The sequence below is a fragment of the Lysobacter sp. Root690 genome (assembly GCF_001427785.1).
In the GTDB taxonomy this organism is placed as follows: Bacteria; Pseudomonadota; Gammaproteobacteria; order Xanthomonadales; family Xanthomonadaceae; genus Lysobacter.
On the sequence record NZ_LMHM01000017.1, the window covers coordinates 57,031 to 82,081 of the forward strand.

20 protein-coding genes are annotated in these 25,051 nt (G+C 66.1%); 13 read left to right on the forward strand and 7 right to left on the reverse strand.

The features are described 5' to 3' along the window. Positions 1-114: 114 nt before the first annotated feature. Together ASD86_RS20945 and rpsU are read right to left on the reverse strand one after the other, a co-directional pair. Positions 115-561 carry a GatB/YqeY domain-containing protein gene (locus ASD86_RS20945; protein ID WP_056115350.1) on the reverse strand — a complete coding sequence of 149 codons (447 nt, stop codon included), beginning with the start codon at positions 559-561 and terminating at the stop codon, positions 115-117. Positions 562-760: 199 nt separating this feature from the next. Next, a complete protein-coding gene (rpsU, locus tag ASD86_RS20950) occupies positions 761-976 on the reverse strand; it encodes a 30S ribosomal protein S21 (RefSeq protein WP_031371286.1) in 216 nt (71 codons plus the stop codon). A gap of 148 nt (positions 977-1,124) precedes the next feature. On the opposite strand from rpsU, the gene tsaD reads away from it, so the two are divergent. The 3 genes from tsaD (at position 1,125) to ASD86_RS20965 (ending at position 3,732) form a co-directional block, all read left to right on the forward strand. Next, positions 1,125-2,147 carry a tRNA (adenosine(37)-N6)-threonylcarbamoyltransferase complex transferase subunit TsaD gene (tsaD, locus tag ASD86_RS20955; RefSeq protein ID WP_056115352.1) on the forward strand — a complete coding sequence of 341 codons (1,023 nt, stop codon included), beginning with the start codon at positions 1,125-1,127 and terminating at the stop codon, positions 2,145-2,147. Between the two features lie 150 nt (positions 2,148-2,297). Beyond that, on the forward strand, positions 2,298-2,654 hold the full coding sequence (gene folB, locus ASD86_RS20960; protein WP_056115356.1) for a dihydroneopterin aldolase: 357 nt from the start codon (positions 2,298-2,300) through the stop codon (positions 2,652-2,654). 250 nt (positions 2,655-2,904) lie between these two features. After that, a complete protein-coding gene (locus ASD86_RS20965; RefSeq protein ID WP_056115360.1) occupies positions 2,905-3,732 on the forward strand; it encodes a DUF6159 family protein in 828 nt (275 codons plus the stop codon). Positions 3,733-3,957: 225 nt separating this feature from the next. Here ASD86_RS20965 and ASD86_RS20970 read toward each other — a convergent pair whose 3' ends face one another. After that, a complete protein-coding gene (locus ASD86_RS20970) occupies positions 3,958-4,824 on the reverse strand; it encodes a hypothetical protein (protein WP_056115362.1) in 867 nt (288 codons plus the stop codon). 223 nt (positions 4,825-5,047) lie between these two features. Here ASD86_RS20970 and ASD86_RS20975 point away from each other — a divergent pair, with 223 nt between their 5' ends. From ASD86_RS20975 to ASD86_RS21005, 7 genes are all read left to right on the forward strand, one after another. Next, the gene (locus ASD86_RS20975) at positions 5,048-6,238 is read left to right on the forward strand and encodes an SAM-dependent methyltransferase (protein ID WP_056116460.1); all 1,191 of its coding nucleotides are present in this window, start codon (positions 5,048-5,050) and stop codon (positions 6,236-6,238) included. Positions 6,239-6,290: 52 nt separating this feature from the next. Next, the gene (locus ASD86_RS20980) at positions 6,291-6,716 is read left to right on the forward strand and encodes a hypothetical protein (RefSeq protein ID WP_056115365.1); all 426 of its coding nucleotides are present in this window, start codon (positions 6,291-6,293) and stop codon (positions 6,714-6,716) included. Between the two features lie 464 nt (positions 6,717-7,180). Continuing rightward, positions 7,181-9,679, forward strand: a complete 2,499-nt coding sequence (locus ASD86_RS20985) for a TonB-dependent receptor (RefSeq protein ID WP_056115368.1) — start codon at positions 7,181-7,183, stop codon at positions 9,677-9,679. 195 nt (positions 9,680-9,874) lie between these two features. Further along, complete coding sequence (locus ASD86_RS26175; RefSeq protein ID WP_082578584.1) at positions 9,875-11,002, forward strand: PAAR domain-containing protein; 1,128 nt, start codon at positions 9,875-9,877, stop codon at positions 11,000-11,002. Further along, positions 10,987-11,487, forward strand: a complete 501-nt coding sequence (locus ASD86_RS20995; RefSeq protein WP_157476960.1) for a hypothetical protein — start codon at positions 10,987-10,989, stop codon at positions 11,485-11,487. The genes ASD86_RS26175 and ASD86_RS20995 overlap by 16 nt, the downstream gene beginning before the upstream one ends. A 13-nt stretch (positions 11,488-11,500) precedes the next feature. After that, on the forward strand, positions 11,501-11,899 hold the full coding sequence (locus ASD86_RS21000; RefSeq protein WP_157476962.1) for a hypothetical protein: 399 nt from the start codon (positions 11,501-11,503) through the stop codon (positions 11,897-11,899). Beyond that, positions 11,871-12,059, forward strand: coding sequence for a hypothetical protein (locus ASD86_RS21005; RefSeq protein ID WP_056115376.1), 189 nt, complete (start codon positions 11,871-11,873; stop codon positions 12,057-12,059). The genes ASD86_RS21000 and ASD86_RS21005 overlap by 29 nt, the downstream gene beginning before the upstream one ends. An 84-nt stretch (positions 12,060-12,143) precedes the next feature. Here the strand turns inward: ASD86_RS21005 and ASD86_RS21010 are convergent, their stop codons facing one another. From ASD86_RS21010 to ASD86_RS21025, 4 genes are all read right to left on the reverse strand, one after another. Next, complete coding sequence (locus ASD86_RS21010) at positions 12,144-13,382, reverse strand: multifunctional CCA addition/repair protein (RefSeq protein ID WP_056115379.1); 1,239 nt, start codon at positions 13,380-13,382, stop codon at positions 12,144-12,146. Between the two features lie 37 nt (positions 13,383-13,419). After that, on the reverse strand, positions 13,420-13,797 hold the full coding sequence (locus tag ASD86_RS21015) for a PH domain-containing protein (protein WP_036112450.1): 378 nt from the start codon (positions 13,795-13,797) through the stop codon (positions 13,420-13,422). Between the two features lie 170 nt (positions 13,798-13,967). Continuing rightward, a complete protein-coding gene (locus ASD86_RS21020) occupies positions 13,968-14,879 on the reverse strand; it encodes a complex I NDUFA9 subunit family protein (RefSeq protein WP_056115382.1) in 912 nt (303 codons plus the stop codon). A gap of 10 nt (positions 14,880-14,889) precedes the next feature. Beyond that, positions 14,890-16,962: a lytic transglycosylase domain-containing protein gene (locus tag ASD86_RS21025; RefSeq protein WP_082578585.1), complete on the reverse strand. Its 2,073-nt coding sequence runs from the start codon at positions 16,960-16,962 to the stop codon at positions 14,890-14,892. 388 nt (positions 16,963-17,350) lie between these two features. On the opposite strand from ASD86_RS21025, the gene ASD86_RS21030 reads away from it, so the two are divergent. The 3 genes from ASD86_RS21030 (at position 17,351) to ASD86_RS21040 (ending at position 24,851) form a co-directional block, all read left to right on the forward strand. Next, the gene (locus tag ASD86_RS21030; protein WP_235567857.1) at positions 17,351-18,172 is read left to right on the forward strand and encodes a sulfite exporter TauE/SafE family protein; all 822 of its coding nucleotides are present in this window, start codon (positions 17,351-17,353) and stop codon (positions 18,170-18,172) included. Positions 18,173-18,453: 281 nt separating this feature from the next. After that, positions 18,454-21,381 (forward strand): TonB-dependent receptor, encoded by a 2,928-nt coding sequence (locus ASD86_RS21035; protein ID WP_056115385.1) that lies wholly within the window; start codon positions 18,454-18,456, stop codon positions 21,379-21,381. Positions 21,382-21,956: 575 nt separating this feature from the next. Continuing rightward, positions 21,957-24,851 (forward strand): TonB-dependent receptor, encoded by a 2,895-nt coding sequence (locus tag ASD86_RS21040; RefSeq protein ID WP_056115387.1) that lies wholly within the window; start codon positions 21,957-21,959, stop codon positions 24,849-24,851. The last annotated feature ends 200 nt before the right edge of the window (positions 24,852-25,051 follow it).

The following is a 25,051-nucleotide window of genomic DNA, read 5'->3' on the forward strand; positions in this document are numbered from 1 at the left end:
GCTGCACCTCCGGGTGTGCGGCCCTTGCGGGCGTGGGATCGCAGGCGCCACGGTCGCGGCGCCTGCGGGGTTCCAGGCCGCCCTCGTCCGGAGGGCGGCGGGTTGCTGCGCGGCTCAGCCGGCCAGACGCTTCTTCGCCAGCGCCGAGGCCTGGCCCATGTCGGCCTTGCCGGCCAGCTTGGCCTTGAGCGGGCCCATCAGCTTGCCCAGGTCGGCCGGACCGGTCGCACCGACTTCGGCGATGGTCGCTTCGATCACCGCCAGCACCTCGGCCTCGCCCATCTTGGCCGGCAGGTAGCGTTCGATCACCACGATCTCCTCGCGCTCGACCTGGGCCAGGTCTTCGCGCGCGGCGGCTTCGTACTGGCTGACCGAGTCGCGGCGCTGCTTGACCATCTTGTCGAGGATCGCAATCACCGCCACGTCGTCGAGCTCGATGCGTTCGTCGACTTCCTTCTGCTTGAGCGCGGCATTCATCAGGCGGATCACGCCCAGGGAGTGCTTGTCGCCGCTCTTCATGGCGGCCTTCATGTCTTCGGTGAGGCGTTGCTTGAGGCTCATAAGTGCTGGGATTCGAGATTGGTGATTCGGGATAGGGAAGCGAGGGAAGGGTGACCGGCATCCGCTTTTGCGAATCCCGAATCCCCAATCTCGAATCCCGGCTTGAACGCAAAAAGCCGGCAGCGCACAAGGCGCGGCCGGCTTGATGGTCATCCCATGCAGGGCCAGCCGCGAAGCTGGCCATGCGCGGAATGCGCGATCAGTACAAGCGCTGGCGCTTGGTGACGTCGCGCGAGGCGCGGCGCGCCTGACGCTTCACCGCTGCGGCGGCCTTGCGCTTGCGCTCTTGGGTCGGCTTCTCATAGAACTCGCGCTTGCGGGTTTCGGCGAGGACGCCGGCCTTTTCGCAGGTGCGCTTGAAGCGACGCAGGGCAAACTCGAAAGGCTCGTTTTCGCGGACTTTGACGCTGGGCATACGTAATCTCGTTATCTGGGACCGGCCCGGAGGACCGGGAGAGCCGCGCATTATAGCGATGCTCCCGCCGAAGGTGCAACATACACCCCATGAACGCGACATTCTCCCAGAAAACGGCTGTCCCCGCCTCGTCCCAGGGCCCGTCCCGATGAAAGTGCTGGGCATCGAGACCAGTTGCGACGAGACCGGCGTGGCCGTCTACGACACCGACACCGGCCTGCGCGCGCACGCCTTGTACAGCCAGATCGCCCTGCACGCGCAGTACGGCGGGGTGGTGCCCGAGCTGGCCAGCCGCGACCACGTGCGCAAACTGCTGCCGCTGGTTCGCCAGACCCTGGCCGAGGCCGGGCTGCGCGTGGACGAACTCGACGGGGTGGCCTACACCGCCGGGCCGGGCCTGGTCGGCGCGCTGCTGGTCGGCGCCGGAGTGGCGCGCGCGTTGGCCTGGGCGCTGGAGGTGCCGGTGATCGGTGTCCACCATATGGAAGGCCACCTGCTCGCGCCGCTGATGGAGGACGACCCGCTCGGCCGGCCCGAGCCGCCGTTCGTGGCCTTGCTGGTGTCCGGCGGGCATACCCAGTTGGTCGCGGTCGATCGGATCGGCCAGTACCGCCTGCTCGGCGAGACCCTCGACGACGCCGCCGGCGAAGCCTTCGACAAGACCGCCAAGCTGATGGGCCTGCCGTACCCGGGCGGCCCGCAGCTGGCGGCGCAGGCCGAACTCGGCACCCCGGGCAAGTTCAAGTTCGCCCGTCCGATGACCGACCGGCCCGGCCTGGATTTCAGTTTCAGCGGCTTGAAGACCCAGGTGCTGCTGGCCTGGCAGAACAGCGACAAGACCGAGCGGACCCGCGCCGACATCGCCCGCGCGTTCGAGGACGCGGTGGTCGACACCCTGGCGATCAAGTGCGAACGCGCGCTCGATGCGGCCGGCTGCAAGACCCTGGTGGTCGCCGGCGGCGTCGGCGCCAACACGCGTCTGCGCGCCAAGCTCGCCGCGATGGCGGAAAAGCGCGGCGGCCGGGTCGCGTTCCCGCGACCGATGTTCTGCACCGACAACGGCGCGATGATCGCCTACGCCGGCGCGCTGCGATTGCAGGCCGGGCAGCACGAGGAGGCCGCGGTGAAGGTGACGCCGCGCTGGGATATGGCGTTGTTGCAGGCGGTGTAAGTGAGGGGCGGGGATTGGTGATTGGGGATTCGGGATTCGCAACGGCGGATTCGACCCGAGCATGACCTTGTCGCCGGCTGCGAGTAGCATGCGCTGCTTCGCGCTTTGTTGTTGCGAATCCCTAATCTCTAATCACGAATCCCATCGCTCATGGATCACGTTTTCATCGAAGGCCTGGAAATCGAAGCCGTGATCGGCATCTACGACTGGGAGCGCGGTATTCGCCAGCCGCTGGTGTTCGATCTGGAGATGGCGTTCGACAACCGCGTGCCCGCGGCCAGCGATGCGATCGGCGACACGCTCGACTATGCGGCGGTGTGCGCGCGCATTACCGAGTTCGTCGCGCAGTCGCAGTTCGGTCTGGTCGAGACCCTGGCCGAGCGCGTGGCCGCGATCGTGCTCGACGAGTTCAAGGTCGCCCGGGTCCGGCTCAAGCTCAGCAAGCCCGGTGCGATCCGCAATGCGCGCGGCGTCGGCGTGTCGATCGAGCGCAGCCGCGGCGGTTGAGCGGATTGCTTGGGGTGATCGGCGATTTGAGCCGAAAGCATCGGGGCTGAAGCTTCTCCCACAAAAAACCTATCGGCCTCAACGCCAGCAGGTGGTTTTCGCTATGGGCCGAAGGCATGACGCTTCGCTTTTTGTGGCAGGGGCTTCAGACCCGACGCTTTTGTCTCAGCTCGCCCGCAGCCCACATTCCACTTGCGAATTCCCATCACAGGTTCGACGATGCCCCGGTCACTAAACCTGGGGGCAGGCGATGTTCGAGAAAATTTCCCGCAGCTGGCAATTGGCCAAGGCCAGCGCGGCGGTGCTCAATTCGGATCGGGAGCTGTTGATCTTCCCGATCATTTCCGCGGTCTGCGTGCTGGTCGTGCTGGCGACGTTCCTGATTCCGGCGCTGGTGCTGGACGTGTTCGCCGATGGCTACGGGCCGGGCTCGCTGTTGTTCGCCTTCGCGTTCTACTTCTGCCAGTACTTCGCGATCATCTTCTGCAACTGCGCGCTGGTCAGCGCGGCGATGATCCGGCTGGAAGGCGGCGACCCGACCCTGGCCGACGGCTTCAACGCCGCGCGTTCGCGCTTGGGCGCGATCGCCGGGTACGCGGCGATCGCCGCGACCGTCGGCATGATCCTCAAGGCGCTCAAGGACCGCGACAATAACTTCATCGTGCGCCTGATCGGCGGCGCGCTGGGCGCGGCCTGGACCATGGCGACGTTCCTGGTGGTGCCGGTGCTGGTCGCCGAGGACGTCGGCCCGATCGATGCGGTCAAGCGCAGCGTCGCGATGTTCAAACGCACCTGGGGCGAGAGCGCGGCGGGCATGGTCGGGATCGGTCTGGCCACGGGCCTGGCGATGGTCGCGGTCGGCCTGCTCGGCTTCGGCCTGGCGTATGTGCTGGGCCTGCTGTCCTCGGCGTTGGCGGTGCTGCTCGGCGCGATCACCGTGCTGGTGCTGCTGGCGCTGGCGGTGTACCAGAGCGCGCTCGGCAGCGTGTACTCGGCGGCTTTGTACCGGTATGCCGTGGACGGCGAAGTGCCGCGCGGCTTTGAAGGCCTGCAACTGGAAAGCCCGCTGGCACGTTGAGGTGGATGCGCTGACGCAAGCCATTCGCGACGGTAAGGATCGGGGCGCTTCGGCGCCCCGATTCGTTTGCGACTCAAGATCGCGGTCAGCGACACGCCCGCATCGAAGCCACGCAATCCGACTGTAGGATCGCCGTCCTACTGGATTTCCTTCGGTCACGAGTCGCGACCGCGCCACAACGACCACGCCGAAACCCACGCAATCGCCGCGCCGCACACACCAACGCTAAGTCTTCGCCAACGCCGCCGCCAGCAACTCATCGTCGACCGCCCCCAGCGCCACCGCGATCCGGCTTTCATCGCCGGCATGCTCGGGATAGAACCACACCACTGCCGCATCGCCCACGCGCGGCAACTGCATCGCATCGAACTGACTGGTCTTGGTGACCCAGCGCTCGACGCCCTGGTGATCGCTGAACTTGACCACATAGCGAATGCGCGGCTGATTGAGGATCTCCACGCCGGTGTCGTGGGTTTCAGTGACCACGCCGGCGGTACGTGTGCCTTCGCTGACGATCCGGCGCAGACGCAGGAAGTAGCGCACGCGCTTGCGATAGGCGCGCAGCGCGAACATCGCGCAGACCAGCGCCGTGGCGACCAGCAGCAGTGGCAGCCAATACTGCGAATGCCAGCCCAGCCAGGTCAGCCAGTCCCATTGCGCGCTGGACGGCGAGGGCGCGGCCAGCGACGCGCCGACGGGCACCGGCGGCAGCCACGAATCCGCGGCGCCGCGCCACAGGCCGAGCGCCCAGCCGATTTGGGTCACCGCGAAACTGCCCCAGGTGGTCGCGGCCAGCCCGTACAGCTCGGCCAGCACGAAGCTCAACAGGAAGCCGAGGATAAATGCGCCGAAGGCGCCGACGAAGATGCCCCAGAACATCGGCGGGGTGGCGTCGGCCGCATACGCCAAGGGCACCACATAACCGTCGCCGACGGGGTACTGAGCGATATGCGCGACCGAATAGGCGAACAGGCCCCACAGTGCCGCGACGATGAAAACGAAGACCCAGAACAGCCAGTTGGGCCGCTGCGGCTGCTGGAATTGATCGATCAGTTCCTGGCGCCGGACGATGGCCGGATCGACCGTGCTCATGCGCGAGCCTCCTTGGATGACCGCGCCATGCTGCACGGATAGTTTGAAAGTAAACCGCACGCCGCGCCGAAAGCCGCGGGTTTAGTACCAAAGCGCTAGCGTTCGGCGTCGGGCGGCGCGGCGCGGCGCGCAGATGCCGCAACAGCCCGTTCGACGCCCGCGACTCGCCGCCGCCATCGCCGGGCCGTATCCTGACGCCCTGTTCCTGCTGCCCGCCGTACGCCTGCCCGTGAAAACCTTCGATCTGCCGCCACCCGACGCCGACGCGCTCGCCCACAGCGCGCGCTTGGCCCACTTGATCCGCGAGCAGATCGCCGCGAACGGCGGGGCGATCCCGTTCTCGCGCTACATGGAGCTGGCCTTGTACGCGCCCGGCCTGGGCTACTACAGCGCCGGCGCGAGCAAGTTCGGCCGCGACGGCGATTTCGTCACCGCGCCCGAGCTCGGGCCGATCTTCGCCGCGTGCGTGGCCGAAGCGGTGGCGCCGGTGATGCAGCAGATCGGACCGCAGGCGCGGTTTCTGGAAGTCGGCGGCGGCACCGGCGCGTTCGCCGAAGTCGCGCTCAAGCGGCTGCTGGAACTCGATGCGTTGCCGGACCGCTACGCCATCCTCGAACCCAGCGCGCAGCTGCGTCACCGCCAGCGCGAGCGCCTGCGCGAACGGCTGGTGCCGCCGCTGTTCGAACTGCTCGAATGGCCGGACGGCCCGTTCGGCGACGAGTGGGACGGCGTGCTGTTCGCCAACGAAGTGATCGACGCGCTGCCGACCCCGCGCTTCGCCATCCACGACGAGGAAATCCACGAAGAACACATCGTGATCGAAGGCGAGGGCTTCGCCCGCGAACTGCGTCCGGCCGACGATTTTCTCGCCAACGCGGTGCGTCAGGCCGAGCGTCGGCTTGAGCATCCGTTCGCCGAAGGCTATCGCTCCGAGTTATTGCCGCAGCTGCCGTACTGGATTCAGGCCGTGTCGGGTGGTTTGCGCCGCGGCGCGATGCTGTTCGTCGATTACGGTTATCCGCGCGGCGAGTTCTACGCGCCCGAACGCAGCGACGGCACCTTGCGCGCGTTCTACCGTCATCGCATGCACGGCGATCCCTTGCTGTGGCCGGGCCTGCAGGATCTGACCGCGTCGGTGGATTTCACCGCGCTGGTCGAGGCCGGTGTGCATGCCGGGTTCGATCTGGCCGGCTACTGCTCGCAGGCGAGCTTCCTGCTCGGCAACGGCCTGGCCGGTGTTTTGCAGCGGATCGAGGCGATCAAGGACGAAAGCGAAAAGCAGCGCCGGCTCAGCGAGGTCAAGCAGCTCACCTTGCCCAGCGAAATGGGCGAGCGCTTCCAGGTGATGGGATTGCAGAAGGACGTCGAGTTCGGCGTTGCGTTCCTGGCGGGCGATCTGAGTCATCGCCTGTGAGCGCATGTGTGTTTGTCGAACGGTGTGTCGAGCTGTTCGTGAGCGAGCGCCTGTGAGCGCCGCGCCATCGCGCGCGTGGCTGCGCGAGTTCGAACGTCCCACGCTGTGGGTCGCGCTGTGGCTGGCGATGATCGCGGTGGTGGTCGCGACCTGCCTGTTGCCCGCGCGCGATCTGCCGCCGACGCCGTTTTCACAGTTCGACAAGATCGAACATTTCAGCGCCTATCTGGCGATGTCGGCGTATGCCGGCATGCTGTTCGCGCGGATGCGGCCGCAGGCGATCGCGGCGATCGGCTTGATCGCGATGGGCGTCGGCCTGGAGTTCGCCCAGGCCAAGCTGACCGATTCGCGCAGCGGCGATGCCGCCGATGCTTTGGCTAATGGGCTGGGCGCGCTGGCCGGCTTGTTCGTGGCGCGCACGCCGGTGGCGTTGTGGTTGCAGCGCGTCGATCGCAGGCTGGCGTCGAAGCGAGGCTGAGCGGGGCGGCAGCGGGATTGCGGCGTTGTTTCATCGACGTGGTCGCGGCTTGTGGCCGAAGGAAATCCGGTAGCACGCCGCTCCTACAGTTGCTTCGCCCAGCCACGCAGATGCTGGCACTTGCGGCATCCCGCCCGCAGCTCCCTGTAGGAGCGGCGCGAGCCGCGACCACGCCACTTCGACTACGACGAAGCCCCATCACCCCGACGCAACCGCCCGGTTCGCGCACCTGGCACATGCAATGCGCTCAATAGATGCCAGACAAGCGCCGCCACCCGCCGAACCCATTCAGTGACGCCCACCCATTAACCGCTGAACCGCTCATTAGCCATTCGTCATTCTAGGAAATCTGTCACAAAGCCAAGGTCGGCACAGTCACACGGCGTATTGCGTAAAGGTTAAGAACTTGTGAGGCTCCAGCGCGGGCCACGGGAGCCCGCCTCTCTTTCGCAAGGAACCGACTCATGTCTTCAGTGCATCGCAACCGATTGGCGCTGGCCGTGGCCGCCGCCATGGGCGCCAGCGCCTTCGTCCCCACCGCCGCGCTCGCCCAGGACGCCGCTCCGGCCAGCCGCGATGCGACGACCCTCGACGCGGTGCAGGTGACCGGTTCGCGCGCGCGCGGTCGCGCCGCCGAGGACACCGCGGCGCCGGTCGACGTGATCGGCAAGGAAGAACTCAACGCCACCGGCGCGACCGAGATCGGCCAGATCCTGCAGATGCTCGAGCCGTCGTTCAATTTCTCGCGCACCTTCGTCAGCGACGGCACCGACATCCTGCGTCCGGCGACGCTGCGTTCGCTCGGCCCCGATCAGGTGCTGGTGCTGGTCAACGGCAAGCGCCGCCATCAGCAGGCGCTGGTCAACGTGCAGCAGACCATCGGCCGCGGTTCGGCCGGTACCGACATCAATGCCATTCCGCTGTCGGCGATCGAACGCATCGAAGTGCTGCGCGACGGCGCCGCCGCGCAGTACGGTTCGGACGCGATCTCCGGCGTGATCAACATCATCCTGAAGAAGCAGACCGAAGAAACCCAGCTGTCGTTCCAGGCCGGCAAGAACTACGCCGGCGACGGCGCCAACTATCAGGGCTCGGTCAACACCGGGGTCAAGCTCGGCGACGACGGCGGCTTCCTCAACTTGTCGCTGGAATACCGCGACCGCGCCGAAACCAATCGCGCCGGCCCCGACAGCGCGCGCGTCAACCCGCCGCGGGTGACCCAGCGCCTGGGCGACGCCGACGCGACCGACGCCTATTTCTGGTTCAACGGCGGCCTGCCGGTCGGCACCGGCGAGTTGTACTGGTTCGGCGGCCTGTCCAAGCGCAAGGGCGATTCCTCCGGCTTCTTCCGCAGCCCCGGCGACAACCGCACGGTGCCGGCGCTGTACCCGGACGGCTTCCTGCCCAATATCCTGACCACGGTCGACGACACCTCGCTCGCGGTCGGCTACAAGGCGACGATCAACGACAACTGGGACTGGGACATCTCGGTCAACCGCGGCCGCAGCAAGTTCGGCTTCGAGGAAAGCAACTCGGTCAACGTCAGCTGGTGGTACGAGCCAAAGCCCGGCGGCGGCATCTACGCCGAGTCGCCGACCCGGGCCGACACCGGCACCCTGCAGTTCGACCAGACCACGTTCAACCTGGATTTCCGCGGCACCCTCAAGGGCTTCAACGATCGGCCGCTGTACCTGGGCACCGGCGTGGAATACCGCAAGGACGACTACCAGATCCGCGCCGGCGCGCCGGTGACCTACACCTACGGCCGCACCAACAACCGCGCGATCAACATCGTCGGCCAGACCGGCGACACCGCGCAGCCGGGCATGCAGGGCTTCCCGGGCTTCTCGCCGAACGAAGCGGTCGACGACGGCCGCCATAACTACGCGGTCTACCTCGACGCCGAAACCAACCTGACCGACAAGTTCCTGCTCGGCGGCGCGGTGCGTTACGAGGACTACTCCGACTTCGGCAACACCACCACCGGCAAGCTATCGGCGCGCTTCGACGCGACCGAGCAGTTCGCGCTGCGCGGCACGGTCTCCACCGGCTTCCGCGCGCCGGGCGTGCAGCAGCTGTTCTACAGCCAGCGCTCGACCAACCTCAATGCCGCCGGCGTGTTGACCGACACCCTGACCGCGCGTCAGGACAGCGCGGTCACCCGCGCGTTCGGCATCGAGCCGCTGAAGGAGGAAACCTCCAAGAGCGCCTCGGTCGGTTTCGTGCTCAAGCCGAACGATCGCTTCTCGCTGACGATGGACGTGTTCCGCATCGACATCGACGACCGCATCATCTTCTCCAGCAACATCCAGCCCGAGTCGGTCGGCACCAACGGCCAGCCGTGCGCGCCGGGCAACGGCAACTGCCCGATCCGCGCGATCCTCGATCCGATCGGCGTCGGCCAGGTGCTGTTCTTCACCAACGCCATCGACACCCGGACCACCGGCGTGGACATCGTGGCCAACCACAACACCGAGTTCGCCGGCGGTTCCAAGTTGAACCTCACCGCGCTGGTGCATTTCAACAAGACCGAAGTGAAGGATCGTCGTTCGCAGTCGAGCATCCTGTCGCCCAGCGCCTTGTTCGACGACACCCAGGTGACCTTGATCGAGCGCGGCCAGCCGCGCGAGCATCACGTGCTGCAGGGCGTGTACGAGATCAACAAGTGGGAGTGGACCGCGCGCGCCAACTACTACGGCCCGGTGACCGGCGAAGGCTTCACCCCGGGCATCAAGCAGACCTGGGGCGGCAAGTGGCTCGGCGATCTGGCGGTGCGTTACAAGTTCAACGATAAGACCAGCGTGACCGTCGGCGGCAACAACATCTTCGACACCTACCCCGACAAGTGGGACCCGCAGACCGGCGCGCCGTTCCCGCAGCTGGGCTTCAAGTACGGCTGGGAAACCTTGCCGTTCGGCATGAACGGCGGCAGCTATTACGCTCGGATCGATTATCGGTTCTGAGCGGCCGCACATTCGCTGCAAACCTGCCGCCGCGCGACTGAGTCGCGCGGCGGTTTTGTTTTATGCGGTCGAGTGCGATCTGCGATGTGGCACAGTAAATGTGGCTGTTTTAATGCGATTTCCGGAGCCGCTTGACCTGGCAGTGACGTACGTGGATAAGGAGGCGAGAACTACCGCCCAGGGACAGGGAAGGTCATGAGCAGAATGTGGATCGTGGTCGGCGATACCACCACCAGCGGCGGCAGCGTCGTCTCCGGATCACCATTCACCGATATCGACGGCAAGCCGGTCGCGCGGATCGGCGACGCGGTGATGTGCTTGCGCCATGGCCCCACGGTGATCGTCAGCGGCGACTCGACCATGCTCATCGACGGACAGCCGGTCGCGCGTCATGGCGACGGCTTGGCCTGTTTGTGTTCGCTGGTTTCGGTGCAGCAGATGCATGTGCATATCGTGAGCGGCGGCGGTGGGGCAGCGGCCAGTGCCTCAGCGGCTGAGCGCATCACCACCACGCCCGCGCCAAACGGCGCCGCTCCGGCATCGCCGCCCTCGCCCAGGGGAACTCAGGCCGCTCCCGCGATGCCGCCGTCGGCCACCACGCCGCCCGCGCCGGCGTGTTGGGTGGATGATCACGAGAAGGCGATCTCGGTGCAGAGTCGCGGTCGCTACTACGAGGTGTTCAATAAGAACGGGGTAAAGCACAAATACAATGTCCCGCGTAAGTTCAAGGTCAAATGCCCGCTCAAGTCGGGAGGCAATGTTCAAGTCGAAGTGCGGATCAAAGTCGTTGCCCAGCGAGGTGTCGTCGCCGCCGATGTCACCGCCGCCAAGACCGCACTGGAGACCGGCGTGTCGACTCATTGGATGAATAAGTTCAAGCTGGAGATCATCGATCGGCGTTGCGGCACCAAGACGCTTCCGGTCGAGTACAAAGTGATCTGGGTGACCTCGGGTGAGGATTACACGATGAAGGTCCACCAGACCTATCCGCGCGAAGGCATAAACGGCTTCGTCATAAACGTGTCCAAGACGACCACGGCCTGGATGTACGCGCACGAGTTCATTCATTGCGTCGGCGTTCCCGACGAGTACTCCTATACGGCCTACAACGAGAAGGTGCGGTACTACAAGCCCGATGGCAGCTTGGACAGTGCCGTTGTTTCCGCGCCGCCGACCAAGTCGTCCAAGGATAAGTCCGCCACCATCATGTCTACATTCGGCAACACCACCGTGCTCGCGCGCCACGTCTGGAGCGTCGCGCGCGAGGTGCAGGAACTGCTTACCTCGAAGATAGGACGGCCCGTCACATGCAACGTCATCTGACCTTAAGTCTGGCCTTTCTGGCCGCAGCATGCACTCCCGTCAAAGGCGCCGTCATGAACAACGACACTCTTATCGTTTCCGCCACTTGCCGCAACAGTCCTCAGTGCAGGTTCGTCGGGCAAGACATGCTCATCGATGTGCGCATCCTCAACAATGCGCGCAACGATATCGCGCTGCCGCTGGATTACTTACGCAAGCGAGGCCCGGTGATCAAGTTGACCGATCGCAAGACCGGCAGCGAAAGTTTCACCCGGCCGAACCTCGTCGATCCGGCGTTGCAGGAAAAACTGACCACGCTGCGTCCATCGGAATCGGTGATTCTGGAATGGGTAATCGCCGAGTCCGAACTGCGCCAGTTCGACGAACATCATGTCGATATCACCGCCGAGATCAGCATCCAATCCGGGGCGAAGAGCGACGGCCGGGAAATCCAGGTCAAAGGTAGCGGTTCGCTCACCATCGTCAGCGCCGAACCGAAGCGTTGATGCGTTTGTCTTTGTGTTCGGTTTGAAAGTGATCGGCCTGAGTCTGCTGTTGTCGCCCGCCCTGGCCTTGGCCGGGACCAAGCCCGTGTCCTGCGACCTGGGACCGGCCAAGGAGCCGCGTGTCGCCGAGATTTCGCGCGCCGGCAAGATCGAAGACACCTACGTTTATTCGCTGCGCCAGGGCAAGGCGGCGAAGGCGACCTTATGGGGCGGCGAGTCCGACGATTCGCGCGGTTTCGAGGTCAAGGTCAAATGCGTCGGCGACAGGCAACGCGCGCTGGCGGTGATGGGCGACTTCATGTCGACCGGCTATCCGCGCGGACTGGTGCTGGTGTACGACACCGGCCGGCGCGCCTACGAGCGGTTCGATTTCGCCGAGCGCAATGCCGGGCTGGTTGTACCTGGGGGCTAAGGACAGTCTGCTGGTGTTTCCGCCCGGCGGACGTCTGGAGACGCAGCGACGCTACCTGGTCTATCGCTTCGCCGCCGGTGCCGGTCAGGACAATAGCGAGGAGATGGTCGATGCCTTGCCCAAGGCCGATGGTTACCGGGTGATCAAGATCGATCTTTGATCGGTCCGCGGTGTTGGACGGCGCAGACGCGATAACGCGGGCGCCCGACGGGTGGCTGCGTTATCGCCGTCAATAGGCGGACAACTAGCTGCTCTCACTGCTTTCGCCACGACGCGTTGCGATCGCCGCGATCCGCGCCCGCCGCATCGCCTCGCCGACCGCCGGGCCTTCAAGTCCCGGCGGCAAATCGCTCGCGCGTACCTTCAACGCGGCGGCCAGGGCTTCGCACAAAGCCGGTCCTTGCGGATAGTCGCCGTCCTGCAGGCCCAGCCGGCCGCGCTTGTCGGCTTCGCACACCAGTGCCATCTGTTCGATCCGCTTCGGGTTGCGGAAGCCGTCGCAGCGCGCGATCAGCTCGAACACGGTGCGCGCGCGCAGCTCGTTGAAGCGATGCACGTTGAGGTGTTCGCGGCAGACCGCTTCGGCGAGCAGGCGGTGCTCGGTCGGTATTTTCAGGCGCGCGCACAGGGCGGCCAGCGGCTCCAGCCCGGCGCGTTCGTGATTGAGGTGGCGCGGCAGGATGTCGGCCGGGGTCAGCGCCTTGCCCAGGTCGTGAGTCAATGCGGCGAAACCGATCAGGTCGTCGCCGGGCGCGAGTTGCGCGGCCATGTCGACCACCATTTCGGTATGGACGCCGGTATCGACTTCGGGATGGAACTCGGCACGCTGCGGCACGCCGTACAAGGCGTCGACTTCCGGCAGCACCACCGCGAGCGCGCCGGCGTCGTGCAAGGTGCGCAGGAACGCCGACGGCCGCGCGCAGCTCAGCGCACGCCGCAGTTCCTGCCAGACCCGCTCGGCGACCAGGTCGGACAGTTCGCCCGACTCGGCCATCTGCCGCATCAACGCCATCGTCTCGGGCGCGACGGTGAAGCCGTGTTCGGCGAAGCGCGCCATGAAGCGGCCCGCGCGCAGCACCCGCAACGGGTCTTCGACGAAGGCCGGGCCGACGTGGCGCAGCACTTTCGCCTCGAGGTCGCGCACGCCGCCGTAAGGATCGACCAGGCGGCCGTCGCTTTCGTCGCGGGCGATCGCGTTGATGGTGAAGTCGCGCCGGCCCAGGTCGTCTTCCAGCGTCACCGACGGATCGGCGTCGACCACGAAGCCGCGGTAACCGCGTCCTGACTTGCGCTCGGTGCGCGCGAGCGCGTACTCCTCGCCGCTGTCGGGATGCAGGAACACCGGGAAATCCTTGCCGACCGCCTTGAAGCCGGCCGCGAGCATCGCCTCGGGCGTTTCGCCGACGACCACGTAGTCGCGATCGCCGGCCGGCAGGCCGAGCAGAGAATCGCGCACCGCGCCGCCGACCAAGTACACCTTCATCCTTGCGTTCCTCGAATACCGTTGCGATGTGCGCTCACTAGCGCGGCGTGTTCTGCGCGAGCAGCGCGATGATGTCTTCCGACCCGGCGCTGCGGCCGAGGTGGCGGATGATCGGATTGGGCTGGCCCGAGACCCACAGCCGCAGTTCGGCTTCCAGATCGAAATGGCCGGCGGTTTCCAGCGAGAACATCACGATGCTGCGGTAGGGCAGGCTGAGGAATTCGGTCTTGCGTCCGGTCACGCCCTGTTTGTCGACCAGGATCAGGCGGCGGTCGGTGAACACGATCAGGTCGCGGATTTCGCCGAACGCGCGCTGCACGCTTTCGCCGGGCGCGAGCAGCGGGGCGAAGTCTTCGTTGACCTTATCGGTGGATTTTTCGCCGGCATGGCCGAGCAGAGTGTCGAGCAGGCCCATGGGGATGTCCTTGTCGTGGCGGTGATGCGCATCCTAGCGCAGCCTTGTCGACACCATGTTGTTCGGTCGCTGCCTGTAGGAGCGGCGCGAGCCGCGACCGCGCCATCACGCCTGTGTCGTACCCGTGATGTCGCGGTCGCGGCTTGCGCCGCTCCTACAGGTAGTCGATGTCAGGTCGCGGTGAGGCCGAGGATTTCGGGCAAACGCGGCAACACCGGCGTCGGCGTGACTCCAAGCTTCAGCAAGCCATTCTCGACACTGGTCGAATCGCTCTGCAGCGAGCGCCAGTTGTCGCGGCTGATCGGTTTGCCCGGCAGGAATTCGCCGATATCGGCCTGCAGCTTGCCGAGCGCATCGGGCAGCGGCAGCACCGCGCGCAGGCGGCCGCGCGCCTTCGCGGTCGCGCGCACGATCTCGCCCAGGCTCATCACGTCCGGCCCGACCAGGTTGTAGCTGCGCGCGATGTGGCTGTCGTCGTTCAAGGCGTTGACGAAGGCCTGGGCGACATCGCCGACCCAGACCGGCTGGAAGCGCGCATTCGCCCGGCCCATCGGCAGCAGCGGCGCGTAGCGCAGCAGTTGGTCGAAGCGGCAGAACAGGCCATCGCCCGGGCCGGCGATCACCGACGGCCGGAACAAGGTCCACGACAGTTTGCTAGCGCGCACTTTCTGTTCGGCGCGGCCGCGCGATTCCAGATAATGGCTCTGGCCGGTGCCGGCGTTGAGCGCGCTCATCTGCAGCAGGCGCATCACGCCCATGTCGCGCATCGCTTCGATCAGCGCGTCGAGCAGTTCGACATGGACATGCTCGAAACCGGCGCCGCTGTCGCCTTGTTCGTTGAGGATGCCGACCAGGTTGACCACCGCGTCGACATCGTCGAGCACCGCGCGCAGGAAATCCGGGTTGCCGACATCGCCTTCGATCAGGCTGGCGTCGCGCGACAGCAGTTGCTTCTTGATCGGATCGACGCCGCGGCTGAGCACGGTGATGCGGCAGCGTTCGCGCAGCAGCTGTTCGACGAGGTGGCGGCCGACGAAGCCGGTACCGCCGAGTATCAGGACATGGCGACGGGGCGCGGGCATCGGCGCGCGCTCAGTCGGTTTCGGCCGGCAGCGGCGCCGTCGCGGTGGCGGCCGAGGCCGGGCAGGTGAAGGACTTGCGCGCTGTGTTGTTGATCCCGCGCATGCGGTCGCTGACCTTCAACGCATCGCCGTTGAGACGCCAGTCGTAGAGCACGCTGAAAGCCAACACGCGCGCGACGTACTCGCGGGTTTCCTTGTAGCTGATGGTCTCGATCCAGAAATCCGGATCCATGCCAGGCCGCTGCGACTGCCAGCGCCCCAGCGGCGCGGGGCCGGCGTTGTAGCCGGCCATGGCGAAATACGGCTGGCCGCCGTACTTGTCGAGCAACTGGCGCAAATACGCCGTGCCCAGAATGATGTTGGTGTCCGAGTCGTACAGGCTGGCCGCGCCGCCCCAGGGCAGGCCCAGGCTCTTTGCGACCTGCGCGCCGGTGCCGGGCAGCACCTGCATCAGCCCCATCGCGTTGGCGCCCGAGCGCGCGGTCGGGTTGAAGATGCTTTCGGCGCGGATCTCGGCGGCGACCCAGGCCGGGTCGATGCCGTTGCGCGCCGACTCGCGGCGGATGGTGTCGCCGTGATGCAGCGGGAAGCGCAGGTAGTACATGCGCTGTTCGTTCGGGGTCTTGTTGAGCGAGAACACCGCGCGGTCGAACCAGTTGTAGCTCTGCGCCACTTCGATCGCGATGCGGCGCTGGGTGTCGTCGTAACGGGTCAGCGCATCGTCCCACTCGCGGATCGCCCACGCCGCGCGTTCGATCTGGAACAGGCCCATCGCCCGGATCAGGATCGGATCGCGCGCGATCGCGGCCTTGGCCGCGACGCTGTCCTTGGGTTGCACCGGGCACAGCGTGTACGGCAGGCCGAGCCGGTCCGACGACAGGAAGCCGTGGAAATCGGCGTTCTTGGCCGATTCGCGGTACAGCCGCGCGGCGCTGGTCTTGTCGCCGGCGATTTCGCTCAGCCGCGCTTCGAAATACTCCCAACGCGATTCGTCGCGCTGCTTGGCGCCCATCTTGCGGATCGCGGCGAGCGCGCCGGCCCAATCCGAACGCGACATGGCTTCGCGCGCGCGCCATTCGTGCAGGCGTTCGTCGTAGGCCACCTCGGGCACCGCGTTGAGGCGGCGCGCGGACTCGGCGTCGTAGGACGCCACCGACCACAGCGCGGTCTGGTACAGCACGCGGCCGCGGTCTTCGTCGCTGAAGGCCAGCGCGGAGGCGTACTTGGGCAATTGCGCTTCGGCGCTGGCCGGTTGCGCCTTGGCCAGCTTGGCCAGGCCGTAGGAGGCGATCTTGCGGCTGCGCTCGGTTTTCGGCCAACTCAGCGCGCGTTCGTTGACGTTATCCAGAAACGCGGCGTAGTCGTTGGCCTGAGCGAGTTGATCCGCCGGCAATCCTCGCGCCGCCGCACGCATCACCGCCGGCTGCCATTCCGCCGCGGCCGCGTCGATGCGTTCCCAACGCAGTTCAGGGCTCAGCCCGCCTTGCGCGGCGAGCACCGCGAACGGCGCATCGCAGCTGTCGGGCAGCGACTTGCCGCTGCTACGCCAGATCACCTGCGCGTCCTTGGTCCATTGCGCATCGGCCTTGCCGAGCGCCTGCCGCGCGTTCAATTCGGCGCAGCGCAGGCTGACGCTGCGGTCCTTGCCGCTGCTGTTCTTCGGCGTCCATGCCGCGGTGAACGCGGCCCAGTCTTCGCGGCGCGCGGTCGCGGCCAGCCAGATGTCGCGGAACGCGTCGCCGGAGGCTTCGTTGCCGCGGCGGTTGAGGAAATCCTGGGCCTGGCCGTTGTTCACGCTGTCGATGGTGCGGCGCAGGCTGGCGTACTCAACCCAGCCGTACAGCGGATGGCGGGCGATGTCGGCGTATTGGCCGGCGTCGAACGGCCCGCGTTCGGCGGCGTCGATCGCGGCGCGCACGCGCGGCAGCAACGGATCGACCGCGGGCGCGGGCAGCGCGTTGCTGATCGCCGCGGGTTTGACCGCGGGCAGGGTCGGCGCCGCGGCCGTGGTTTGGGCGCAGGCGGTGGTGGCGAGGGTCGCGGCGAGCGCGGCGAACAGCAGGGAATAGGGGCGCGGGAGCATGTTCGGGACTATAGCCGAGCGTGGATGAATGTCTTATGTGAACGGTGGGTGGATGGGGTGGAGTGGGAATGCGGTCGCGGTGTTTGGTTGTTCGAGTTGCGGTCGTGGCTTTGCGATGACGATGTTGTTGCGCGGTGTGATGGTCGCGGCTTGTGGCCGGGTGACATTCGATGGGATGCGGCTTTGCTCGGCGGTTGGGAAGTGCGGAAGCAAAAGCGAATCCCCCCTGCCCCCTTTTCCAAAGGGGGGAAAAGCCAAGGCGGAAAAGCAAAGGCGTGGAAAGCGGGTCGCGTGTTGGAGCGATGGCATGCAGAATCGGTGCATCGTGACGTTAGCTGGGTGACTCCATGCAAGTGAGCAGGCCTGTGGGCCGACTCACGATCGTCGCTTGGCTAATTCACTGGAGCACCGTATGGCGATCTGGCTGGTTTTCCTCGCGCTCGGCGCGGTCGCCGGCGTGCTCGCCGGATTGCTCGGCATCGGCGGCGGTCTGGTGCTGGTCGCGGCGCTGGCGTGGATCGCGCCCGAGATTGGTATCCCGCAGGAAGCGGCCATGCACACCGCGCTGGCCAGTTCGCTGGCCAGCATCGTGCTGACCGCGACCGCATCGGCGCGCGCGCACGCCAAGCGCGGCAGCGTGATGTGGCCGACCGTGCGCTGGATGGTTCCCGGCCTGCTGCTGGGCGGCTGGCTCGGCAGCTTCGTCGCGGTGCGCATCGACGGCGAGTGGCTGCGCTGGATCGTCGCCGGTTACTGCCTGATCGCCGCCGCGCAACTGCTGTTCGGCAAGAACCGCGCCGAACTCGGCGCCGATGCGCCGCCGCCGCAAGGCGCGCCGATGACCGCGGCGGGCGTCGGCATCGGCGCGGTGTCGGCGGTGGTCGGCATCGGCGGCGGCAGCATGACCGTGCCCTTGCTGGTCTGGCGCGGGGTCGCGCCGGTGCGCGCGGTCGGCACGTCCTCGGCCTGCGGCGTCGCGATCGGCCTCGCCAGCGCGATCGGCTATGCGCTCAACGCACCGGCCGGCGCCTTGCCCGAGCACGCGATCGGCTATGTGTATCTGCCCGCGGCGATCGGCGTGGCCATCGCCTCGGTGCTGTGCGCGCCCTACGGCACGCGGCTCGCCCACAAGCTGCATGGCGACACGCTCAAGCGGGTGTTCGCGGCGTTTCTGGTGCTGGTCGCGGTGAGCCTGCTGCTGGGCGGCTGAAAGCGCGACCGGTTTCTCGTTTTTCGACGCTTCGGGCAAGCCCCCCGTGGCGCACTCGCCGGGCCCCGAAAACCCGGCGCGCGACCGTGCCCGACCCGGTCGCTGCCCCGCATCGGGCCACATGCCAATCAAAACTGAGACCCAGTTGGCAAGTGCCCACTATTTGCGCCTTGTGGCGGCTTCACGAATTGTTTACAACCTTCCGGTGCCGCCGGCCCCGCGCGGGCGGTGCGCCAATGGCCATCAGAGCCAAGCCAAACACCTTGAGGGAGAGAGAGTCGATGAAAGCGTCGCGTCGTCACGCCTTGGCGAAAGCCATCCAGTTGTCCCTGCTGGTCGCCCTGCCGGGCTTCGCAGCCGCCCAGGAAGCCGCACCCGCCAAAGACGCCACCACGCTGGACACCGTCCAGGTCACCGGCACCCGCATCAAGAAGGCCGAGATCGAAAGCCAGGTCCCGGTCCAGACCCTCAATCGCGAAGACATCGAACGCACCGGTCTGACCTCGATCGGCGACGTGGTGCAGGAACTCACCGGCGCCGGCTCGGCGCTCAACACCAAGTTCAACTCCTCGGGCAACTTCGGCTTCTCGCCGAACGGCGACGGCATCGGCGCCGGCTCGGCCCAGGTCGACCTGCGTCACCTCGGTCCCAAGCGCGTGCTCGTGCTGGTCGACGGCATGCGCTGGGTCAACGAGTCCTCCGCCTCGGGCGTGGGCGCGGCGACCGACCTCAACACCATTCCGCTGGCGATCGTCGAGCGCATCGAAATCCTCGAAGACGGCGCGTCCTCGCTGTACGGCTCCGACGCGATCGCCGGCGTGGTCAACATCATCACCCGGCGCAATTTCGACGGCGGCCAGATCAGCCTGAACTACGGCCAGTACGGTAAGGGCGACGGCGACCTGAAGGGCGTCGACCTGGCGTGGGGCTTCAACACCGATCGCGCCAACCTGTTCCTGGGCTTGAGCTACGTCGATCAAGACCCCGTGTATTCGCGCGACCGCGCCGTTTCCAGCTTCCCGGTGCCCGGCCTGGGCGTGGAGACCGGCAGCTCGGCGACCCCGAACGGCCGCTTCATCTTCAACCCGCCGACCGCGAGCACCGCGTGTCCGCTGACCGACGTCGACGACGATCCCTCGACCCCGGCGGTGCCGTTCTGCAACATGACCACGCCCAACGGCAGCAGCTTCCCGAACGGCGTGCGCTATCCGCAGGACTTCATTCCGTTCACCGGCGCGAACCGCTACAACTTCGCCCGCGAGAACATGATGCTGACGCCGTCCAAGCGCATGGGCGCGTTCGGCCAGTTCCGCTATCACTTCAGCGACAACGTGCAGGGTTACGTCAAGGCGCTGTACAACCGCCGCGAGTCGACCAACCAGGCCGCGCCGGAACCGATCTTCCTCGGCGCCGGCGCCGGCACCGGCAATCCGTGGTCCGAGCAGATCACCATCTCGCGCCTGAATCCGTACAACCCGTTCGGCTTCGACCTGACCTCGATCGGCCCCAACGCCAACCTCGACACGATCGCGCGTCGTCCGGTCGAAGGCGGCCCGCGCGTGTTCGAGCAGCAGGTCGACACCAAGTACATCGCGGCCGGCGTGGAAGGCAGCTTCGATGTCGGCGACCGCACCTATTTCTGGGACGTCAACGTCGCCAGCAACAGGAACGAAGCCGACCAGACCAACTACGGCAGCTACAACGTCCGCAACATCAACATCGCCCTGGGCGATCCGGCGCTGTGCGCCGCGACCCCGGGCTGCGTGCCGCTCAACATCTTCGGCGGCCCGGGCACCATCACCCCGGCGATGCTGCAGTGGATCAGCCCGGTCATCCGCGACCGCAGCGAGCAGAAGCTGCAGACCGTCACCGCCAACTTCTCCGGCGACCTGTTCAACCTGTGGGCCGGTCCGCTGTCGTTCGCGGCCGGTTACGAGTACCGCAAGTACGAAGGTTTCTACCGGCCCGATCCGATCACCGTCGCCGGTTACTACAACGGCACCCAGTCGCTGCCGACCCAGGGCGAGTACGACGTCAACGAAGCCTATGTCGAACTCAACCTGCCGTTGATCAAGGAAGGTTCGTTCGGCAAGAGCCTGGATCTGAGCCTGGCCGGCCGCTATTCGGATTACTCGACCTTCGGCGGACAGTTCACCCCGAAGTACGGCCTGCGCTGGCAGGTCGCCGATGAATTCCTGCTGCGCACCACCTACGCCGAAGGCTTCCGCGCGCCGTCGATCGGCGAGTTGTTCGGTTCGGCCAGCCGCGCCGACCTGCAGCTCAGCGATCCCTGCCTGACCTCCATCACCGGCGCGCCGCCGACCGGCAACCGCGCCAACTGCGCCGCGCTCGGCGTGCCGGCCGGCGCCGCCCAGGCCAACAGCCAGATCTCGGTGCAGACCGGCGGCAACCAGGACCTCGAGCCGGAAACCGCGCGCAGCTTCACCGCCGGCTTCGTCTACAGCCCGGCCTGGGCCGCGGGCGTGCCGTGGTCGGACAAGTTCGACTTCGAAGTCACCTACTACCGCCACTCGCTGGAAGGCGCGGTGCAGGCGATCGACGCGCAGACCCAGCTCAACCTGTGCGTGCAGACGCTCGATCCGCTGTATTGCGGCGGCATCACCCGTTCCTCGATCGGCGGCATCTCCTCGTTCGAGAACAAGCTGACCAACCTGGGTTCGATCAAGACCTCCGGCTGGGACATCGACTTCTTCTGGACCCTGCCGGAAACCTCGTGGGGCCAGTTCAAGATCAACTGGCAGAACACCTGGGTCACCCAGTACGAAGCCCTGGGCGCCGCCGGCCAGATCCAGCCGCGCAAGCCCGGCGTGGAAGTCAACGACAGCGCGATCCCGGAATGGTCGTCCAACGCGACGCTGTCGTGGAAGAAGAACAACTGGAACGCGTCGTGGACCGTGCGCCACATCTCCGAGCTGACCGAAATCTGTCAGGCCTCGGCGCTGGACTCGCCGTACTGCGACAACCCGGTGACCGGCGAGAACAAGCTGGCGGCGATCACCTACCACGACCTGCAGCTGGGCTACCGCTTCGAGCTGCTCAAGGGCCTGCAGATCACCGGTGGCGTCAACAACGTCGCCGACAAGGATCCGCCGGTGTGCCTGTCGTGCTCGCTCAACGGTTACGACGCGTCCACCTACGACATCCCGGGCGGCCGCTTCTTCTACCTGCGCGCGGATCTGCGCTTCTAATGGAATCGAGCTGATGGCGTCGAGCTGACCGCGCGGCCGCAACCCGGACGCAAGCGATCGACACCGGTTTCAGTGCATAACTGAAACATCGAAACCCAAGACGGCCGGTAGGAAACTACCGGCCGTTTTTGTTGAGCCGGATTTGCCGGGCGGATTTCGTCAGGCCGATCTCGTCAGGCAAATTTCGTCCGACAAATTTCCTCAGACGGATTTACTCGGACGGATTTACTCGGACGGATTTACTCGGACAGATTTCATCAGGCGGATTTTTGCTGGGCGGATCGCGCCGGGCCGTTCTTGCCGAGTGGATCTTTGCCGGACGAATCTCGCCGGACGATTCCGCTCAAGAGCCCGTAAGGCACGTTTTTGGTGAGAGTTCTCGGCCGCCATGCGACGGCCTAATCGCGATCGCATCACGCTTTAAATGGACTTGAGTTCCTGCACAGCGTCAATGCATGTTTTTGCTGTCTTGCGGCTGCTTCGCGAATGCTTACAAACTCGGCAGCCGTCCGCTGGGGGCGACGGCGAGCCCGGCCGTCAGAGCCGGGCCAATCACCTTGAGGGAGAGAGAGCCGATGAAAGCGTCGCGTCGTCATGTCCTGGCGAAAGCCATCCAGTTGTCGTTGTTGATCGGCCTGCCCGGCGTCGCCGCCGCGCAGGACGCAGCACCCGCCCGCGAAGCCACCACGCTGGACACCGTCCAGGTCACCGGCACCCGCATCAAGAAGGCCGAGATCGAAAGCCAGGTCCCGGTCCAGACGCTCACCCGCGAAGACATCGAACGCACCGGCCTGACTTCGATCGGCGACGTGGTGCAGGAACTCACCGGTTCGGGCTCGTCGTTCAACGGCAAGCGCAACGCCTCGGGCAACGACGGCTTCCCGTCCGACGGCGGCGGCGTCGGCGCCGGCGCGACCACGGTCGACCTGCGCCACCTGGGTTCCAAGCGCGTGCTGGTGCTGGTCGACGGCATCCGCTGGGTCAATGAGTCGTCGGCTTCGGGCGTGGGTTCGGCGACCGACCTCAACACCATTCCGCTGGCCATCGTCGAACGCATCGAAGTGCTCGAGGACGGCGCGTCCTCGCTGTACGGCTCCGACGCGATCGCCGGCGTGGTCAACATCATCACCCGGCGCAATTTCGACGGCTTTCAGCTCACCACCAATTTCGGCCAGTACACCGAGGGCGACGGCACCAGCCGCGGCCTCGACTTCGCCTACGGCGGCAGCAGCGATCGCGCCACCTGGTTCCTCGGCGCCAGCTACACCAAGCAGGACGAAGTCAGTTCCTCCGATCGCGAGCGTGCGCGCTTCCCGGTGCCCGGTACCGGCCTGGCGCTGGGCAGTTCGCGCGTGCCCGGCGGCCGCATCGCCTTCACCGCGCCGGACGGCCGCAAATACGACCTAGTCGCCAACGCGGGCCAGAGCAATCCGACCTATACGCCCGGCCAGGCGCCGTGTTCGGCCGGCGTGCCGCGCACCGACGGCTTTCATTGCTTCGGTTCCAACGATCCGTTCAACTTCGCGCCGTTCAACTACGTGCTGTCGCCGTCCGAGCGCAAGGGCGTGTTCGGCCAGTTCCGCTTCGACATCAACGACAAGGTGCGCTGGTACGCGCGTGCCTTGCTCAATCGCCGCGATTCGGAAAACCGCGCCGCGCCCGAGCCGATCGACCTGGGTCCCGGCGCCGGCAACGACTTCGCCGCCAACGTGGTGATTCCGGTCAACCATCCGTTCAACCCGTTCGGCGTGCAGCTCGATTCGAGCAACCTGAGCATCCTGCGTCGCCGTCCCGTGGAAGGCGGCCCGCGCCGCTTCGAACAGCAGGTCGACACCTGGTTCGTCGGCACCGGCCTCGAAGGCACCTTCGACGTCGGCGAGCGCGCCTGGTTCTGGGACGCCAATCTCGCCAGCAGCCGCAACAAGGCCGAGCAGACCAACCGCGGCAGCTACAACGCCAAGAACATCGCCATCGCCATGGGCGATCCGGCGATCTGCGCGGCCACGCCGGGATGCACGCCGTTGAACATCTTCGGCTACAACACCATCACTCCGGCGATGCTGAAGTACATCAGCCCGGTGTTGCACGACCGCAGCGAGAACAAACTGCAGCAGGCGACGTTCAACCTGTCCGGCGATCTGTTCGAGATGTGGGCCGGCCCGCTGTCGTTCGCGACCGGTTACGAATATCGCAAGTACGAAGGCTCGTACCGTCCCGACCCGATCACCGTGCGCGGCGAATACAACGGCGTGCCCTCGCTGCCAACCCAGGGCGAGTACGACGTCAACGAAGTCTATGTCGAACTCAACGTGCCGCTGTTCAAGGACTCGGCGTTCGGCAAGGGTCTGGACCTGAGCCTGGCCGGTCGCTATTCGGATTACTCCACCTTCGGCGGCGAGTTCACGCCGAAGTACGGCCTGCGCTGGCAGGTGGCCGACGAGCTGCTGTTGCGCGGCACCTATGCGGAAGGTTTTCGCGCGCCGTCGATCGGCGAGTTGTTCGGTTCGCAGAGCCGCGCCGACGTCGGCATGATCGATCCGTGCCTGATCGGTTCCAACGGCGCGCCGCCGACCGGCAACGCCGCCAACTGCGCCGCGCAGGGCGTCAATCCGGGCACGCGTCAGGTCGATCCGCAGATCTCGGTGCTGACCGGCGGTAATCCGAACCTGGAACCGGAGCGTTCGACCAGCTTCTCGCTGGGCTTCGTGTGGTCGCCGTCGATTCTCGAAGACAGCGCGATCGCCAAGCGCGTCGACATCGAGGGCACGTTCTACAGCCACCGCATCGAAGGCGCGATCCAGGCCATCGACCCGCAGACCCAGCTCAACCTGTGCGTGCAGACGCTGTCGCCGGAATTCTGCGGCGGCATCCAGCGCAATCCGATCACCGACCAGATCGACGGCTTCGCCAATTTCCTGGGCAACCTGAGCGTGATCAAGACCGACGGCTGGGACATCGACGTGTTCTGGACCCTGCCGGAAACGCGCTTCGGCCAGTTCAAGCTGATCTGGCAGAACACCATCGTGGGCAACTACGAAGCCGTCGGCGCCGACGGTTCGCTGCAGCCGTTGCAGGTCGGCCGACTGGTCAGCGATCCGGTGACCCGTTCGATTCCCGAATGGACTTCGAACGCAACCCTGGAATGGAGCTACGGCCACTGGAACGCATCGTGGACCGCGCGCCACATCAGCCAACTGGTCGAAGACTGCGGCGACGCCGCCGATTTCGCGGTATGCAAGAACGATCCGCAGACCGGCCAGAACCGTCTGGGCGCGACGACCTTCCACGATTTCCAGGTCGGTTACCGTTTCGATGTGCTTAAGGGGCTGCAACTGCAGGCGGGCATGAACAACGTGTTCGGCAAGGACCCGCCGGTGTGTCTGGCCTGCAACCTCAACGGCTTCGACGGCTCGACCTACGATCTGCCGGGTGGCGGTTACTACTACCTGCGCGCGGATCTGCGGTTCTGATCGTAGCGGGGTGCGTTCAAGGCCGCGGCCGTTGATCGGCCGCGGTTCTTCATCGATGCGTTCAAAGCAACGGCCGGTGGGTTCGCCACCGGCTGTTTGCGCTTGTGCGGCGGCAAGTTCACGGACGCCTTTCGCTCGTTGCGTGCTTTACGTCGTACCTCGCCGTCGCTTATGGCTGCCCCCTGTAGGAGCGGCGCGAG

Excerpts from the sequence above, each read along its gene's own strand:
- ASD86_RS20945 (WP_056115350.1), bottom strand. The coding sequence starts at position 561 with ATGAGCCTCAAGCAACGCCTCACCGAAGACATGAAGGCCGCCATGAAG.
- rpsU (WP_031371286.1), bottom strand. The coding sequence starts at position 976 with ATGCCCAGCGTCAAAGTCCGCGAAAACGAGCCTTTCGAGTTTGCCCTG.
- tsaD (WP_056115352.1), top strand. The coding sequence starts at position 1,125 with ATGAAAGTGCTGGGCATCGAGACCAGTTGCGACGAGACCGGCGTGGCC.
- folB (WP_056115356.1), top strand. The coding sequence starts at position 2,298 with ATGGATCACGTTTTCATCGAAGGCCTGGAAATCGAAGCCGTGATCGGC.
- ASD86_RS20965 (WP_056115360.1), top strand. The coding sequence starts at position 2,905 with ATGTTCGAGAAAATTTCCCGCAGCTGGCAATTGGCCAAGGCCAGCGCG.
- ASD86_RS20970 (WP_056115362.1), bottom strand. The coding sequence starts at position 4,824 with ATGAGCACGGTCGATCCGGCCATCGTCCGGCGCCAGGAACTGATCGAT.
- ASD86_RS20985 (WP_056115368.1), top strand. The coding sequence starts at position 7,181 with ATGTCTTCAGTGCATCGCAACCGATTGGCGCTGGCCGTGGCCGCCGCC.
- ASD86_RS26175 (WP_082578584.1), top strand. The coding sequence starts at position 9,875 with ATGAGCAGAATGTGGATCGTGGTCGGCGATACCACCACCAGCGGCGGC.
- ASD86_RS20995 (WP_157476960.1), top strand. The coding sequence starts at position 10,987 with ATGCAACGTCATCTGACCTTAAGTCTGGCCTTTCTGGCCGCAGCATGC.
- ASD86_RS21005 (WP_056115376.1), top strand. The coding sequence starts at position 11,871 with ATGCCGGGCTGGTTGTACCTGGGGGCTAAGGACAGTCTGCTGGTGTTT.
- ASD86_RS21010 (WP_056115379.1), bottom strand. The coding sequence starts at position 13,382 with ATGAAGGTGTACTTGGTCGGCGGCGCGGTGCGCGATTCTCTGCTCGGC.
- ASD86_RS21015 (WP_036112450.1), bottom strand. The coding sequence starts at position 13,797 with ATGGGCCTGCTCGACACTCTGCTCGGCCATGCCGGCGAAAAATCCACC.
- ASD86_RS21020 (WP_056115382.1), bottom strand. The coding sequence starts at position 14,879 with ATGCCCGCGCCCCGTCGCCATGTCCTGATACTCGGCGGTACCGGCTTC.
- ASD86_RS21025 (WP_082578585.1), bottom strand. The coding sequence starts at position 16,962 with ATGCTCCCGCGCCCCTATTCCCTGCTGTTCGCCGCGCTCGCCGCGACC.
- ASD86_RS21035 (WP_056115385.1), top strand. The coding sequence starts at position 18,454 with ATGAAAGCGTCGCGTCGTCACGCCTTGGCGAAAGCCATCCAGTTGTCC.
- ASD86_RS21040 (WP_056115387.1), top strand. The coding sequence starts at position 21,957 with ATGAAAGCGTCGCGTCGTCATGTCCTGGCGAAAGCCATCCAGTTGTCG.